This window comes from Chryseobacterium mucoviscidosis, from assembly GCF_002177115.1.
Taxonomy (GTDB): Bacteria; Bacteroidota; Bacteroidia; order Flavobacteriales; family Weeksellaceae; genus Chryseobacterium; species Chryseobacterium mucoviscidosis.
In genome coordinates this window covers 170,799-187,503 of record NZ_MVAG01000108.1, presented here as the reverse complement: position 1 = coordinate 187,503, position 16,705 = coordinate 170,799, and the positions used below count along the sequence as shown (strand labels likewise).

General features: G+C 33.6%; 18 protein-coding genes. 16 read left to right on the top strand and 2 right to left on the bottom strand.

Going from position 1 to position 16,705, the window contains the following annotated elements; genetic code table 11:
- The first annotated feature begins 12 nt into the window (after positions 1–12).
- The 16 genes from B0E34_RS08795 to B0E34_RS08720 are packed head-to-tail and all read left to right on the top strand — an operon-like array spanning position 13 to position 14,302.
- On the top strand, positions 13–411 hold the full coding sequence (locus B0E34_RS08795; RefSeq protein ID WP_087708767.1) for a sugar 3,4-ketoisomerase: 399 nt from the start codon (positions 13–15) through the stop codon (positions 409–411).
- Positions 408–869, top strand: a complete 462-nt coding sequence (locus B0E34_RS08790; protein ID WP_087708765.1) for an acyltransferase — start codon at positions 408–410, stop codon at positions 867–869. Before B0E34_RS08795 ends, B0E34_RS08790 begins: the two co-directional genes overlap by 4 nt.
- Complete coding sequence (locus tag B0E34_RS08785; RefSeq protein ID WP_087708763.1) at positions 862–1,962, top strand: DegT/DnrJ/EryC1/StrS family aminotransferase; 1,101 nt, start codon at positions 862–864, stop codon at positions 1,960–1,962. Before B0E34_RS08790 ends, B0E34_RS08785 begins: the two co-directional genes overlap by 8 nt.
- Complete coding sequence (locus tag B0E34_RS08780; RefSeq protein WP_087708761.1) at positions 1,962–2,858, top strand: glycosyltransferase family 2 protein; 897 nt, start codon at positions 1,962–1,964, stop codon at positions 2,856–2,858. The genes B0E34_RS08785 and B0E34_RS08780 overlap by 1 nt, the downstream gene beginning before the upstream one ends.
- 1 nt (position 2,859) lies before the next feature.
- Positions 2,860–3,681: a glycosyltransferase family 2 protein gene (locus B0E34_RS08775; RefSeq protein ID WP_087708759.1), complete on the top strand. Its 822-nt coding sequence runs from the start codon at positions 2,860–2,862 to the stop codon at positions 3,679–3,681.
- Position 3,682: 1 nt separating this feature from the next.
- Positions 3,683–4,561 carry a glycosyltransferase gene (locus B0E34_RS08770; RefSeq protein ID WP_087708757.1) on the top strand — a complete coding sequence of 293 codons (879 nt, stop codon included), beginning with the start codon at positions 3,683–3,685 and terminating at the stop codon, positions 4,559–4,561.
- A complete protein-coding gene (locus B0E34_RS08765; protein WP_087708755.1) occupies positions 4,554–5,390 on the top strand; it encodes a 2OG-Fe(II) oxygenase in 837 nt (278 codons plus the stop codon). Before B0E34_RS08770 ends, B0E34_RS08765 begins: the two co-directional genes overlap by 8 nt.
- A gap of 14 nt (positions 5,391–5,404) precedes the next feature.
- Positions 5,405–6,073, top strand: coding sequence for an NAD-dependent epimerase/dehydratase family protein (locus B0E34_RS08760; RefSeq protein WP_087708753.1), 669 nt, complete (start codon positions 5,405–5,407; stop codon positions 6,071–6,073).
- Positions 6,074–6,085: 12 nt separating this feature from the next.
- Complete coding sequence (locus B0E34_RS08755; RefSeq protein ID WP_087708751.1) at positions 6,086–7,003, top strand: glycosyltransferase family 2 protein; 918 nt, start codon at positions 6,086–6,088, stop codon at positions 7,001–7,003.
- A gap of 30 nt (positions 7,004–7,033) precedes the next feature.
- A complete protein-coding gene (locus tag B0E34_RS08750) occupies positions 7,034–7,780 on the top strand; it encodes a class I SAM-dependent methyltransferase (RefSeq protein ID WP_087708749.1) in 747 nt (248 codons plus the stop codon).
- 25 nt (positions 7,781–7,805) lie between these two features.
- Positions 7,806–9,602, top strand: coding sequence for an asparagine synthase (glutamine-hydrolyzing) (asnB, locus tag B0E34_RS08745; RefSeq protein WP_087708747.1), 1,797 nt, complete (start codon positions 7,806–7,808; stop codon positions 9,600–9,602).
- Between the two features lie 2 nt (positions 9,603–9,604).
- Positions 9,605–10,510 carry a GT-D fold domain-containing glycosyltransferase gene (locus tag B0E34_RS08740; RefSeq protein WP_087708745.1) on the top strand — a complete coding sequence of 302 codons (906 nt, stop codon included), beginning with the start codon at positions 9,605–9,607 and terminating at the stop codon, positions 10,508–10,510.
- On the top strand, positions 10,507–11,460 hold the full coding sequence (locus B0E34_RS08735) for a glycosyltransferase family 2 protein (protein WP_087708744.1): 954 nt from the start codon (positions 10,507–10,509) through the stop codon (positions 11,458–11,460). The genes B0E34_RS08740 and B0E34_RS08735 overlap by 4 nt, the downstream gene beginning before the upstream one ends.
- A complete protein-coding gene (locus tag B0E34_RS08730; RefSeq protein ID WP_123956583.1) occupies positions 11,450–12,523 on the top strand; it encodes a hypothetical protein in 1,074 nt (357 codons plus the stop codon). Before B0E34_RS08735 ends, B0E34_RS08730 begins: the two co-directional genes overlap by 11 nt.
- A 10-nt stretch (positions 12,524–12,533) precedes the next feature.
- Positions 12,534–13,364, top strand: a complete 831-nt coding sequence (locus B0E34_RS08725; RefSeq protein ID WP_087708741.1) for an FkbM family methyltransferase — start codon at positions 12,534–12,536, stop codon at positions 13,362–13,364.
- Positions 13,361–14,302, top strand: a complete 942-nt coding sequence (locus B0E34_RS08720; protein WP_087708739.1) for a glycosyltransferase — start codon at positions 13,361–13,363, stop codon at positions 14,300–14,302. Before B0E34_RS08725 ends, B0E34_RS08720 begins: the two co-directional genes overlap by 4 nt.
- Here B0E34_RS08720 and B0E34_RS08715 read toward each other — a convergent pair.
- Both B0E34_RS08715 and B0E34_RS08710 read right to left on the bottom strand, forming a co-directional pair.
- The gene (locus B0E34_RS08715) at positions 14,294–15,223 is read right to left on the bottom strand and encodes an SGNH/GDSL hydrolase family protein (protein WP_228423040.1); all 930 of its coding nucleotides are present in this window, start codon (positions 15,221–15,223) and stop codon (positions 14,294–14,296) included. The two genes, B0E34_RS08720 and B0E34_RS08715, sit on opposite strands and share 9 nt — an antisense overlap.
- Position 15,224: 1 nt before the next feature.
- Positions 15,225–16,658 carry an MBOAT family O-acyltransferase gene (locus B0E34_RS08710; RefSeq protein WP_087708735.1) on the bottom strand — a complete coding sequence of 478 codons (1,434 nt, stop codon included), beginning with the start codon at positions 16,656–16,658 and terminating at the stop codon, positions 15,225–15,227.
- Positions 16,659–16,705: the final 47 nt, after the last annotated feature.

Genomic DNA, 16,705 nt, shown 5'->3' with positions numbered 1-16,705 from the left:
AACAATAAAATTATGCCTCCACATATCATAGAATTTTCTAAAATAGGTTCTCAGGATTTAGGATATATTACAGTAGCTGAAGAACAAAAAAATGTTCCTTTTGAAATAAAAAGAGTCTACTGGACGTACTACACGCCACAGGACGTTATTCGTGGAGGACATGCACATAAAGAGCTTCAGCAGATCATCTTTGCGGTTTCCGGAACTATAGAGTTTAATACATTAGATATGGAAGGAAATAAAGAAACTTTTATATTGGATACACCTTCTAAGGGATTATATATTCCAAAACTGATCTGGAGAGATATAAAGTTCAGTCATAGTGCCGTTTTGCTATGTCTTGCTTCAGAATTGTATGACGAGAAAGATTATTTCAGAGATTTTGAAGAATTTAAAAATTATAACAAGTGATACATTCTTTAGCTGACGTACAAACTCAAAATATAGGTGAAGGTACTACAATATGGCAATTTTGTGTAGTGCTGAAAAATGCCGTTATTGGTAAAGACTGTAACATAAACTGTCAGGTACTGATAGAAAATGAAGTTGTTATTGGGGATCATGTTACCATAAAACCCGGTGTACAGATCTGGGACGGTGTTACCCTTGAAGATCATGTCTTTATTGGTCCCAACGTAACTTTTACGAATGATCTCTTTCCAAAATCAAAAAATAAAGAATTTAAACTTATAAAAACTCTGGTAAAAAAGGGTGCTTCCATTGGAGCAAATGCAACCCTATTAGCAGGAATAACGATCGGGGAAAATTCTCTTGTAGGAGCCGGAAGTGTGGTAACAAAAAGCATTCCAGATAATGAAATATGGGTGGGAAATCCCGCAAAATTTTTAAAGAAAAATAACAATGATTAAATTTCTTGATTTACAAAAAATAAATCTTGCTCATCAGCAGGAAATTGAGCAAACTCTACTGGACACTTTCCGTTCCGGATGGTATTTGCTGGGAGACAAAGTGAAGACTTTTGAAGAACAGCTTTCTGCCTATTGCAATGTTGCTCATACGATAGGTGTCGCTAACGGTCTGGACGCTTTAAGACTGATTTTTCGTGCATATATAGAATTAGGAGTGATGAAGGAAGGAGATGAAGTTTTGGTTCCAGCGAATACATACATTGCATCACTTCTTGCGATCACAGACAACAAACTGGTTCCGGTTTTGGTAGAACCTGATATTGAAACATATAATATTGATATTCATAAAATAGAAGAAAAAATCTCTTCTAAAACCAAAGCTATCCTTTTGGTTCATTTATATGGAAGTATCGTTTTCTCGGAAGCAATTAAAGCCCTTGCCGAAAAATACAGCCTGAAAATTATAGAAGATAATGCACAGGCTATCGGAGCTGTCTGGAAGGAAAAAAAATCAGGAAGCCTAGGCGATGCAGCAGGATTTAGCTTTTATCCCGGAAAAAACCTGGGTGCTTTAGGCGATGGTGGAGCTGTTTCCTGCCATGATGAATCTCTTGCAAAATGTATAAGAGCTTTAGCCAACTATGGCTCTCAGAAAAAATATGTGAATCAGTATCAAGGATATAATTCAAGATTAGACGAAATTCAGGCGGCTGTGCTTTCTGTAAAACTTAAATATTTAGATGCGGAAAACAACAGTAGAAAAGAGATTGCCAATCGCTATCTTGCCGAAATAGCAAATCCGGCAATTATACTGCCTCATCATAAAATTGAAGAAAACAGTCATGTTTATCATCTTTTTGTAATCAGAACCGAAAATAGAGATGGACTTCAGGAATATCTTAATGAAAATGGGATACAGACTTTAATTCATTATCCTATCCCACCTCATCATCAAGAAGCTTACTCCGGAATGAAGCATCTGCAGTTGCCGATTACAGAGAAAATTCATCGTGAAGTATTAAGCTTACCTATCTCTCCTGTAATGACGGATAACGAAGTCTTCAGATTGATAGATATAATAAATGCGTTCTAATGGAAAATCCTTTAGTAACAATTATTGTTGTTTCCTATAATCATTCAAAATATATTGAGGAAAATCTTGATAGCATAAAAAATCAGACCTATAAAAATATACAGCTTATTGTAGCTGATGATGCTTCAAAAGACAATTCCGTACAAGTTTTTGAGAACTGGCTTAGTGAAAATAATTATCCTGCTGAAAAAAATTTTCATCAAAAAAATACAGGTCTGGCAACAATGCTGAATGAATGTATGGAATCCGTAAAAGGGAAATTTGTAAAAGTGATTGCTGCAGACGATTATCTTCACCCTGAAGCCATTGAAAAATCTGTTAAAGAGCTTGAACGACTGGGAGATGAGTACGGAATGGCATTCACAGACACTTATTTTGTAAATGAAAAATCTGAAATTACTGAAGATCTTGCCGATTACAATACATTAGGAAATATTGATAAAGATTCATTCCGAAAAGAATTAATTAAAAACAACCGAATTGCTGCTCTTACTGTTTTAATGCGAAAAAATGTCTTAGTTGAAACAGGCAAATATAAATCAGATTTATTAATTGAAGATTATTTCAGATGGCTGAAAATTAACGCTTTATATTATATTGCATATATTCCAGAAAAATTAGCTTATTATAGAACCCATACAACCAACATTTCATCATTAGCAAAAGAAAGAATTGAAAAGGAAACCCTTTTGCTTCAAATGCTTTTTGATGAAGATGGAGCCGTAAAACAAAAGATTAACAGCAAAACACAAAAACTGTATCTTAATGGAGAAAAATTTTCTCAGGAATATCTTCAGGCATATAACAATTATCCCTATCACCTTAAAAGGCTTAATTTTGCTTTAAAAAATAAAATTCCGAGACCTCTTTATAAGCTTTTGAATAAAATTATCTAAAATGATTCCTATAATTTCCATCATTGTTCCGTGTTACAATCAGGCAGAATATCTTGATGAATGCCTACAATCGGTTCTGGATCAGACTTTTCAGGATTGGGAATGTATCATCGTTAACGATGGTTCACCAGATCATACAGAAGCAGTATCTAAAAAATGGATAGAAAAAGATAATCGCTTTATTTATCTACATAAGAAAAACGGAGGTCTTTCTTCAGCAAGAAATGCGGGAATTGAGATAGCAAAAGGAAAATGGATTCTTCCTTTAGATTCCGATGATAAAATCGGAAATCAGTATTTGGAACTGGCTTCACAAAAATTTAATGACGCATATACCGTAATCTATTGTAAAGCTGAGTTTTTTGATAAAGTAAATCATCCATGGAAATTACCAAGCTACCAATATCAACATTTACTGGTAGAAAACTTAATATTCTGTTCCGCATTTTTTAAAAAAGAAGATTGGAAAATCGTAAATGGGTATGACATTCATTTGATCTACGGAAAAGAAGATTGGGACTTTTGGCTGTCTATATTGGATGGGAGCAAAAAAGTGTTATGTTTGGATTACTTAGGCTTTTTTTATAGAAGAAAAGAAGAATCTATGGATATTGCAATTAATCAGGATAAAAATAAAATAGACTTCTCTCTAAACTACATTTATAAAAAGCATCTTAAAAAATACCTGCCAAAAAATAAAAATGCTATTGAAAACTTTGAGCAACAGGTAAATTTAAAAAATAACTTAGATTTTTATAACGAAAAAGTAAATAAAAATTTCATCAACAGAATATTATTTAAACTAATTATAAAGTTCTCTTAGAATGCTCTCCATCATCATTTCATCCTATCAGAAACACTACTTTGATCAGCTCACTGAAAACATACGTGAAACGATCGGAGAAGGTTTCCTATATGAAATTATCCAGATATGGAACCCGAATTTGATGAGCATTATGGAGGCTTACAACTCTGGAGAAGAAAAATCTAGATTTGAAAATCTTCTTTTTATTCATGAAGATGTTGTATTTCATACTCATAACTGGGGAGAAAGATTAATAAAACATTTAAACAAACCTGGTGTTGGAATTATAGGTATATCAGGATCATCATATGTTCCTACCGCGCCTTCAAGCTGGACTGTATCAGAAGAATATCAGGAAACCAATATACTTGAAAGCACGAAAGAAAATCCCATTCCCAGACATACTCAGACGACAAAAAAAAACATGAATGAAGTTTTTGGTGTAGACGGAGTATTTTTAGCTGTAAAAAGAAGTGTTTTTAGAAACTATAAATTCAACGAAGATTTAGGAGGATTTCACGGTTACGATTTAGATATAAGTCTACGCATCTCTAAAAAGCTACAAAACTATGTCGTTAATGATATCTTAATTGAGCATTTTTCAATGGGAAACTTAAATAAAGAATGGTTTGATACAAATATAAAAATAAGACAAACGTTAGGATCTAAATTTCATAAAAAAAAGTCGAAGACCGAATTAAATGCTTTTCTAGGTTTTTTAACCCGTTATTTTATGTATTATCCAATAACAAAAAAAACAATATTACAAACTCTTAAATTTTATCCTTTTAAATATTTAACTATTGCTGGTCATTATGTAATTTTAAAAAAATATTTCAATTACATACTATATTCTTCAGATATCAATAAAAATCATAAAAACCACTATAATGAATAAATTTTTAAACTCCCACAATCAAGACTTGTTAAAATTTGCAGAAGAAAATTCTGAAAAATATAAAAACGGGATTCCTTTTCCAAGTATTTCATTTGAAAACTTTTTTAACCCTGAGCTATTAGAAGAGGTTTTGAGCGAATTTCCGGACTTATCAAAACAAGATGCAATCAGCTTTAATGATCCTTTACAGAAAAAATTTGCAGGTAAAGGTGAAAAATCTTTTGGCCCAAAAACAAGAGAATTAATGTATTTTCTAAATTCGGAACCTTTTTTAAATTTTGTAAATAAGGTTACTGGAATAAATGAAATTTTATACGGTGATCCCTATTTTTCCGGAGGGGGACTTCATGAAATAAAAAGAGGAGGACTTTTAAAAGTTCATGCCGATTTTAATAAAAATCCTACTAACGGATTAGACAGAAGAGTTAATGTTTTAGTATATCTTAATAAAGAATGGAAGGATGAATACGGAGGTCATTTTGAATTATGGAATCAAGATATGACAAAATGTGAAACAAAAATTGCTCCTAAATTCAATACATTGGCAATGTTTTCAACAACATCAAATTCTTATCATGGCCACCCGGATCCTCTGAACTGTCCTGAAGAAAGAAGCCGTAAATCATTGGCATTATATTATTATTCCAACGGCAGACCTGAATCTGAAGCAATTGCTTTCAAAGAAAATCACAATACTCTTTTTGTACAGAGAAAAGACTCCGACAAAGACACAAATGCGTGGAATGAGAATGAGCAGAGAAAAAAACAGCATCTTTCCCCAAAAACATCTTTAGCAAAAAGGGTGTTTAATAAAATTTTCAGAGGCTAGCAAATAAAAGCATAATGATCATAGGAAACGGACTCATTGCCAAATCACTAAAAAATATCGATACCGAAGAGCATCTTTACTTTGCTTCCGGAGTTTCAAATTCCCTCGAAACAAGAAGCTCAGAGTTTGAAAGAGAATTTTCACTTTTAAAAAATAATATTACGCTGCATAAGGAAAATAAACTTTTTTATTTTTCTACTTTAAGCGTGAATGATCTTTCCAAACAGCAAAGTCCATATGTTCTTCATAAGCTGGAGATTGAAAATTTTATAAAACAGCACTGTAAAAACTATATCATCCTGAGAATCGGTAATATTGTTGGCAATGGCGGAAATCCCAATACTCTTTTCAATTTCCTTAAAAGTCAGATTATACAGGGGAATCACTTCATGCTGCACCAAAAAGCCAGAAGATTATTGCTGGATATTGATGATATTACGAAATTTTTAGAATCAAACTGTACAAATGTTAATAACCAAACCATTAACTTTGCCTATCCGTATTATTATGATTTAAAGGAAATTGTAGGAGCTATACAGAATAAGCTTCAAAAAGAAGCAAATTACCAGGAATCGGATGAAGGAGACTTTTATAAAGTTGATTTTGATGAATCGGTCAACGATTTCTTTAGAGGAATAGATGCTGAAAATTATTTAAAAAATTTAGCTGAAAAATATATTTAGAACAGAACACAAATGCCTAAAATTTATTTTATTATTGTTACCTATAATGCCATGAAATGGGCAGAAAAATGCTTTAAAAGTTTAAGGCAGTCTTCTGTTCCTGTTCACTGTATTGTGGTAGACAATGGTTCCACAGACGGCACACAAAAATACATTACGGCAAATTTTCCCGAAGTTGAATTGATTCAGTCTGAAAAGAATCTGGGATTCGGAAAAGCCAATAATATCGGGATCGAAAAAGCCTATCAAAAAGGAGCCGATTTTTTTTATCTGATGAATCAGGATGCATGGATTTTTAGTGACAGCCTGGAAAAGCTCCTTCATGTTTACAATCTTCATCCTGACAAAAAAGAAATAGGCATACTGAGCCCGATGCATATCGACGGAACCGGAAAGAAACTGGATATTTTTCTTGATAAATACATTGCCCATAATTTTGAGACAAGACTGATCTCTGATCTCTATTTCCAGACTTTACAGCCCTTTTACGAAATAAGCTTCATCAATGCTGCTCATTGGTTTTTACCCAAAGAAACCATTGACGTGGTAGGAGGATTCAACCCTTATTTTTTTCATTACGGCGAAGATTTAGAATATGTAAACCGCATTTTATTCCACAAAAAGAAAACGTTACTTGTTCCTGAGAGCAAAGTGGTACATGACGGAAAACAGTCTCTGTCTAAGGTCGATTATACAAAATACGAAGACCTCAGAATAGAAACCAATATCATGAATCCCTCTATTCCGGATTCTCTTAAGGCAGAGAAAAAAGCACTCAAACAAAGTATGCTAAAAAATATGTTTCTCGGGAAGAAAAATCATTATCAGAAATTAGCTACAAAATATAAAAAGATCGTTTCTGAAGAGAAAAAATTAACAGAACTCAGAAATACGGTAGCCAAGAAAGCCCCCTCATTTCTGAATCTGTAAATCCATATTCAATATTTAAAAATACTTAAAATGATAAATAAAATTGCAAACAAAATAAAACTACTTTCCCATTCAGGTTCCACCTATCACTGTCCCTATTGCGGTTACGACTCTAAAGATCTGGAAGTGGTAGGACATGACCTTAAAGTCCTGAGAGATAAACAGGTAATTGGCGGCGGAAGACGCGCTGCAGGTTGCTACAAATGCCATTCAAGAGACCGAGAGAGACTTTTATATGCATTTTTAATTGAAGAACTGAAAGTTACAGACAACAAAAATTTCAGCATCCTTCACATTGCTCCGGAACCCAAGCTTTCCAATATATTTTTAAAATCAAATGTAAAAGAATACATCTGCGGAGATTTATTTACAAAAGGTTATGATTATCCAAGCCATGTAAAAAACATGAATGTGATGGATATTCCTTATGAAGATGATCATTTTGATCTTGCCATCTGCAACCACGTTCTGGAACATATTCCTGAAGATACGAAAGCGATGAAGGAACTTCACAGAGTATTAAAACCGGGAGGTCATGCTCTTCTACAGGTTCCTATTTCAAAAAACAACCAACAAACTCATGAAGACTTTACCATTACCGACCGTAATAAAAGAGAAGAATTATTCGGGCAGTTCGATCATGTGAGAATTTATGGGCAGGATTATGTTACAAGGCTGGAAAGTGTTGGTTTTAAAGTAAAAAGAATAAATATTTCGGAAAAATATAAGAAATTTGGTCTTAATCCTGATGAAGATATTTTCTATTGCGAAAAATAAGTAAGATCAACTAAAATTAAAAGGTATGTGCGGAATAGCGGGAATCATTACCAACAACGCCGGAAATTACAAGGAAGAACTGAAAAAAATGACCGATGCCATTGCGCATCGCGGTCCGGATTCTTCTCATTTTGAATTTTACGAAAATGCAGCTTTAGGACATCGCAGACTTTCTATTATTGATCTTTCTGAAAACGGAAAACAGCCCATGTTTTCTTCCACAAAAAACGAATGTATCGTATTGAATGGCGAAATCTACGGTTATTTGGATATTAAAGCTCAGTATTCTGAATATCCTTATCGTGGAAGTTCAGATACGGAGGTAATTCTTGCCATGTATCAGAGGAAAAAAGAAAACCTCATCCATGATCTTCCGGGGATGTTTGCTTTTGCTATTTGGGACAACGAAAAGCAGGAACTGTTCTGTGCAAGAGACCGTTTTGGGGAAAAACCTTTTTATTATGCAATTGGAAGCAATAATGAATTTATTTTTGCTTCTGAAATCAAAGCTATTCTTGCTTCCGGATTAATTCGTCCGAAAGTAGATAATTCAGCTCTTTCCCACTATCTTCAGCATGGCTATGTAAGTACATACCAAAGTATTTACGAAAACATTCATGCGCTTCCTCCTGCTCATCAGTTGATCTGGAAAGACGGCAAAATATCCGTTTCAAGATATTACAGTCTTCCCAAAAAAGACAGAACCATCAGTTTATCGGATGCTAAAGATGAATTTACCTATCTTTTAAAAAATGCTGTTAAAAAACAGTTGGTAGCCGATGTTGAAGTAGGTAGTTTTCTGAGTGGCGGTTTAGATTCTTCTTCTATTGTAGGACTTGTTGCCGAATTTTTACCGAAACAGACAACCATCAGCTTTGGTTATGATCATGAAGACAGCGAACTGAAATATGCCAAAGAAATAGCCGATAAATACAATACCAATCATATTGAAGTTCACGAAAAAAAGGAAGATCTCGTAACGGCTCTTTTAAAAACTTCTCCTTTTTTCGATGAACCTTTTGCGGATTATTCTTCCATTCCACATTTTGAAATTTGCAGAAATGCGCGTAAAAATCTTACCGTTGTCCTTTCTGGAGATGTAGGAGATGAATTATTCGGCGGCTACAACTTCTATACCATTGAAAATAAACTGAGAAATCATTTCAGTTACAAAAATATTATTGCCCAGTTTGGATTAAAACTGTATCAGAAAATAAAATCTATTTCTTTTATCAGTCAACAGAATATTGAAAACAAAAATATTCTCGACTTTCATCAAAATTATGTAAGAAGAGCTTTCTCAAAGCAAGAGAGACAGGCTTTAGGACTGCATTCAGATTATGAGCAGCCTTACAGCTTTATTCCGGATCCGGATTCATTAAATGACATCATGCGACTGGATATTGAAGACTTTGTACCGTCCAATATGATGGTAAAATCCGACAGAATGGCAATGGCAAATTCTTTAGAAGTAAGAACACCGTTTCTTGATCTGGATTTTGCAGAATTCTGTATTCAGCTTCCGGAAAATCTTAAGCTTAATAATGACAACGATAAAATTATACTTCGCGAAGCGATGGGCTCTTACTGGACGGAAACTATCAGAAAACGTCATAAACAAGGATTCGGAATGAATGTTAAAAACTGGTTTACAGAAGACAGCCTTCTCCGCTTTTCCGATGAGCTGTTAAAAAATCCTAACCAAAAGATTTTTAATTATATTGATTTTAAGGCTACACAGAATTTACTGACCAAAGATTACAAACACTGGTGTCTTTTGCAGTTGGCTCTTTGGGCTCATAACAACGAAAAATATTTGTAATCATGAGTCTGAAAAAAAGAATCACTTCCCGTTTCTACTATTATCAATGGCTTTTTAATACCCGGAAACTTCGTGCAGAATTCCCTTCATATCGTATTCTGAATATAAAAGAGACGATTGATGAGATTGTTAAAAACCGTCGTTCGGTAAGCAGATTCGGAGATGGCGAATTCAGATTGATGCTGCCACAATATGAACTGGAATTTCAGGAAAACAGTGAGAGAATTCGTGAAAAAATGCGTGAAGTGATAGGTTCAGACCTTAAAAACCATTTGGTTTGTCTTCCTGAACCACTTGTTACGGTACGCTCATTTGATATTATTACCAAATATTGGTGGAAAAAATTCATTAACAATTACGGTTCCAGAATTTCTCCTTTTTTAGATCAAAACAAAACCTACGGAAATTCGTTCATCACGAGATTTTATCTTGGCTATGAAGACAAATCCGAAAAAAGAAATACAGATATCATCCAATCCTTAAAAAAAATATGGGATAGAAAAGATATACTTATCATTGAAGGAAGGTATTCCCGATTGGGAGTAGGAAATGATCTGTTTGACAATGCAGCCTCTCTTAAAAGGATTATCTGTCCCGAAAAGAATGCATTCAGATGTTATGATAAAATTTTTGAAGCAGCAGCGGAATTTGGAAAAGACAGACTTATTTTGGCGGCTTTAGGTCCCTCCGCAACGATTTTGGCTTACGATCTGGCTAAAGACAATTATTGGGCAATCGATATCGGACATATTGATATTGAATACATCTGGTTTTTAAAGAAAGCTACTGAAAAAATTCCCATCGAAGGAAGACATGTGAACGAAGCCGAAAAACAGAAATCGTTTGATATTCCTGAGGAGTTTGCTCAATCTTATCAAGAAAGTATCATTTTAGAAATAAAAGAATGAACCTGAATATTTCTGTGATCATCCCAGTTTATAACGCTTCCGGATTTTTGAGAAAATCCGTAGAATCTGCTCTGCAATTTAATGAGGTAAAAGAAATTATCTTGGCAGAGGATTGTTCTACTGACAATTCTTTAGAAATTTGTAAAAAACTAGCTTCAGAAGATTCCAGAATTAAATTATTCCGGCATCACGACGAAGGAAATTACGGAGCCGGAGCAACAAGAAATTTGGGAATCGAAAAATCAACAGGTGATTTTATTGCTTTTCTGGATGCAGATGATTATTATCTTCCCAACCGTTTTGATGCGGAAAAAGAAATTTTCAAAGACCCAAAAATAGATGGTGTTTTTGGAGCAATTGGCGTGGAATATTTAACGGAAAAAGGCAAACAGGAATTTCAGCAGAAATTTAAAGAATCTAATCTTACCACAGTAAATTATCCTGCGGAAGGAAGAGAGGTTTTCAGAGGTTTGTTGGGCTTAACTTCAAAAACATTCGGCTCTTTTTTTCATCTGAATGCTTTAACAGTAAGAAAATCTGCTTTAGACAAAGTTCATCTTCGTTTTAATGTAAATCTCCGAGTACATCAGGATTCTGATTTCAACCTTAAACTGGCATATCTCTGTTATTTAAAATCCGGAATTATCGATCAGGCGATTGCTATAAGAGGAATACATGATGATAACAGAATTACAAAGATAAAACCTTATTCTTCAAAATTTTATAAAAACAGCTTACTCTACAATGAGTCTGTTTATTTATGGAGTAAAGCGAATTCTTTAGAAAAAGAATATACAAAAAAAATAGCTTTGGACTATTTCAGTTTTAAAATAGCGAATCAGAAGGGATTAAAAAAATGGCTTTCATTTTTGGTTACAGCACTGCAATATCCTGAATTTCTGAAAACAAGATATCGGTTTCACGCTTTAAACAATCCTAATGATGAATAAAAGAATTAACCAGATCAAAAGACTTGTGAGTGATTCTCTGGCTTATGTGAAATTAAAGTTTTACAATCCGCCAAAGAACGATAAAACATTGCTGATCAATTTTGAAAATCCGAATCTTTATCATCGCTTTTTTTATTTACTGGTTAAATTCTACCAGCTTTCAGGATATCATATTGTGTATCCCATGAATTTCGCAAGATTTAGAAATCTGAGAAATAAAGACCGCTATTTGGGACTTATTGTCCGGGAAAAAAACTTTTTAAGCATTCACAAAAAAGATCTTCCTGAAAACTGTATTGAAATAAATGATAAAATGTTCAGTCCTGATTATTTTTCCACTTATTTCGAACATAATAATACTGATGAAAATGCTTTTCATGTTCCTATGAGCTTTCATCCATTTATGTACAATCAAGAGATCTGGAATCATAAAATTGATACAGAAAGAAAGAGATTTAATTCTATTTTCTGCTACGGAAATTTTGATGCTAAAGCTTATTTGGATATTAAAAGAACTGCTTTTACTGTGGAAACACGAATTGCACTTTTAGATTTTTTTCAGAAAAAAGAGCCGTTTATTTCAATTTACGGTAAAAAAGATATTGTTTCTCCAAACAAAAGTTTAGATGAAAAATATGTTTTTGCGATCAAGGAAAACTACCCTATAAAAATGGAGGATATTAGAGAGCTACTCTCCTATTTCAACTTTTATTTATGCTGTCCCGGAGTCGTAATGCCGCTTTGTCATAACGTGATTGAAGCAATGTCAGTTGGCACCATTCCTCTCATACAAAAAGAATATGCTGAGGTAATGTATCCTAATCTTCAGCATAAAATGAATGCCATTATATTCGAAAACCTTAATCATTTAGAACAAATTCTTGAGCAGGAAATTTTCACTCTACAGGAACACGAAATTGCTGCAATGAGAAAAAATGTTTTAGATTATTATAGCGACTATCTCACTCCGCAAGCTCTGGTAAAACGCCTTAATAAAAGCATTGAAGAGAAAAAACTTATATATTTACAGGCGGAACACAGAAGTATAAAATTTATCCGATAAAATTATAAACATGAATACAGTAAAAAAATTTAGTAATGTCCTATTTAAAGAAGGAGTTTTCAATTTTGTTAAAAGAAAACTCAATATCTCTTACCTCGACAGCGTTACCACATATACCATAAAATATAGAGAAAAAGAAACCAAAATAATTCTAAACAGACAATTCGGATTTGTTGACATGATGATCTTTAAAAATGGTATTTACGAAAAAGACATTATCGACGATATGTACAATGAGCTGGATAAAGGCAAAATAATGCTGGACATAGGTTCGAACATCGGTCAGCACAGTTTGATATTAAGCTCGTACTGCAAAGAAATATATGCCTTTGAGCCTATTCCCAAAGTATATCAACAGTTTAACAGAAGTATTGCGAAAAATAATATTAAGAACATAAAAACTTTTAATTTAGGAATAAGTAATAGAAAAGAAACCAAGGAATTCAATTTTATTGAGGATCATGCCGGAGCAAGTTCTTTTATAGACAGAGCTAATGAGCATACCAATAAAATAACCGTAAAAACAGATACACTGGAAAACACAATTGGAGAAATTCATTTTGATCTCATGAAAATAGATGTTGAAGGGTATGAAGCTGTTGTAATTCTTGGAAATAAGGAAATTATCCTGAAAAACAGACCTGTCATTTTTCTGGAATATGACAGACAATGGATTTCGGAAGAAGGCTCTTACACTCCTGATGATCTTTTCAACTTTTTCAATGATAATAAATTTGAAATATACAGCAGAGTGCATAATAAAGTCATTCAGAAAAGTGACTTTCCAAATGTATTCCAGGACAACTGGATTATAAAACCAATTAACATAGAGCTAAATTGAAAATCTCCGTCATAACTCCCGTTTACAACGCCGAAAAATATGTAACCCAAGCTGTGGAATCTGCTCTGCAGTTTGAGGAAGTATATGAGGTTATTTTAATTGAAGACCAATCTCCGGATAATGCCTTAGAAATCTGTAAAAAACTAGCTGAAAAATATGATCGGGTAAAGCTGTTTCAGCATCCCGACAAAGGAAATCACGGAGCGGGAAAAACAAGAAATTTAGGATTGGAAAAAGCTACCGGAGATTTTATTGCTTTTTTGGATGCAGATGATTATTATCTGCCCAACCGTTTTGATGCCGAAAAAGAACTATTTAAAGATCCAAAAGTAGAAGGTGTTTACGGTGCTTTAGGAGTTCATTACTATTCTGAAAAAGCAAAAGAACAGTATTACAGCCTTTTTAAGGATAATTTAACTACCGTTTATAAGAAACACGATCCCAGAGACGTTTTTCCGGGTCAGCTCAATATGAGAGGAAGCTTTGGGCTTTTCAGTATCGATTGTTTAACGATCAGGAGAGAATCTATGGTCAGAAAGCTCAATCCTTTTTTCAAAACGCATTTAAGGCTTCATCAGGATACAGAATTCTTGTTCAGATTATCTTATTATCTTGATCTTTATCCGGGAATTCTGGATAAAGCGGTTGCCATGAGAGGCGTTCACGAGAGTAACAGAATTACAGCAGTAGATTCTAAAAAAGTAAATCCTGCCATAACCCGGGTTCTGCTGTGGAAAGAAGTAAACGAATGGGCACAGAAGGAAAACACCATTCCGGAAGATGTAAAATTACACATCAAAAGAATGCACAGAAGCTACGAAATTGCTTTGGCTCCCACTCTGAAAAAATGGGGAATGATCATCAAATATCTTTTTACAGATTACAGAAGCATTCGTTCCGGGCTTTACAATATTAATTTCAGAGAATATTTATTTTAAATGTTTCGAATTTATAAGTATAGAATCCGCGATCTGTGAGGTAAAAACTTTTCCGGATTCTTTGTACATATGGTTTGCGTCTGTGTAAATATAATCTTCAGCTTTTGAAGAAAAATCAAAGTACACTACATGATATCTTTTTGAAATATTTTCTATACGTTGACTGAAATCAGGACTATATCTGTTTTCAACATTCATAATTTCACCCGAAGCAGGGATTCTTACAAGATATACACTTCCTTTATCTTTTAGAAATGTAATCATATCTTCCAGTGCCTGAATTCTTTTTGCAGATATTTTCTGTGTTTTAGCAAGATCTTCTTTGTAAAATTTCAGCTTGGCTTCTGCTCTTTTTTGTACAGAATCTTTTTCCATGCTTACATTTACTTCAAGCCATCCATTTTTATGTAAAAAAGTATTGGATCTTCCCGATTCTTCTCTTTCGCTAAAAATTTTAAACCAGCTTCTTGGATAATTCTTTAAAAGATATTCGTAATTAGGCGACATATCATAACTGTACATATTTCCTAATGGAGAATTTTCTTTTTCCGGAAAATCTTTAGACTCATCAAATGATTTATTGACAGATAAATTCCAGGGATCAACAGTCAGTATAAAAACACCATTTTTTGTATTCGGTTTAATTTTTCTTTTTAGAGCTTCCAGATAAACTTTTCCGTAAGGTGACTGAACGACATTGATGGCGAAATTATCAAACTTTTTATGAAGCTTACCTTCTAAAATATCCGGCTGAACAGCCTGAGAACCTCTGGAATCTCCCAAAATAATATTTTCAGGCTTTTCTACTGCGAAATGCATATAATTATCGTCTGTATTTCCATCTGCGAAAGATCCGAGAACAGCCAAAACGACAGCACAACCTACCAGATAAAATGATAATTTGAATAAAAATTTTTTCATACTAAAACTGAAAATAAATAAATTCATTATTCCCGAAATTAGCATACCGGAAAATGATAAAAATAATCACTGCGTACATAGCTCTTCTCAGCCACGGATGAAATCTTTCAATTTCCAAACCGTGAAAGCGGCTTCTGTTGAGCCATTCAACAATAAGCATTATTCCAATAAGAGCCATTACTTTATATGGAAAATGAGTAGGAACTGAAAAAATCGTCTTATTAAAAATTTTCCCAATATAAGAAACAGCCTCAGAAACAGATGCCGCGCGGAAAAAAATCCATGCAAAACAGGTAAGAGAAAAGGTAATTAAAATCTGAAAAATCTCCCTGATAGAAGGTAAAAATTTATCCATGGCAACAACTTCAAGATTTTGCCTGTTTTTATCCATCAGTAAAAGAGGCATAAAATACAAAGCATTCAATCCGCCCCAGATGATAAATGTCCAGTTAGCTCCATGCCAGAAACCCGAGACTAAAAAAATGATAAAAGTATTGCGGATCTTCATTATCAGTCCGCCCTTGCTCCCTCCTAAAGGAATATAAAGATAATCTCTGAACCATGAAGAAAGAGAAATATGCCACCTTCTCCAGAATTCTGCAATATCTCTTGAAAAGTAAGGGAAAGCAAAATTCTTCAGAAGCTCTATTCCAAAAAGTCTTGAAACTCCAAGAGCAATATCAGAATACCCCGAAAAATCACCATAAATCTGAAAAGCAAAAAGTATGGCTCCCAAAACCAGATTACTGGCACTTTCGGTGTGATAATGTGCGAAAATTTCATTTACCAGAGGCGCACAATTGTCTGCAATAACCATTTTCTTAAAAAAGCCCCAGAGAATTTGCCGCATTCCGTCTGCAGCCTGTTCATAATTAAATGTCCTTTTTCTCTGAATCTGTGGCAAAAGGTGGGTTGCTCTTTCAATAGGTCCCGCTACCAATAAAGGGAAATAACTTACAAAAACAGCATAATCTATAAAATTCCGCTCCGCAGAAATCCTCTTTTTATAAATATCAATCACATAAGAAAGACCATGAAACGTATAAAAAGAAATTCCAACAGGAAGGACTATTTTTAACAGCCAGATATTGATGTGGAAACCAAAACTTCCAAAAAGTTCTGAAAAACTTTCTATAAAAAAATTATAATATTTGAAAAAACCTAAAAAGCCCAGATTTATAATAATACTGAGTGCTAACCAAAATGTGGATTCTTTTTTGCTTTTGCTTTTTTCGATCATAATACCGGAAACAAAATCCAGCCCGATAGAAAACATCAGCAGAAAAAGAAATCTCCAGTCCCAACAGGCATAGAAATAGAAGCTTGCTACCAGAACAAGTACATTCTGATGTTGGTACTTTTTATTAAAAACAAACCAATAAAGTATAAAAACGATTGGCAGAAAAATTAGAAAACCAATAGAATTAAATAGCATAGTATTCTTTTAAATTGAAGATTTTAAGAAAAACTTATGCAGAATAT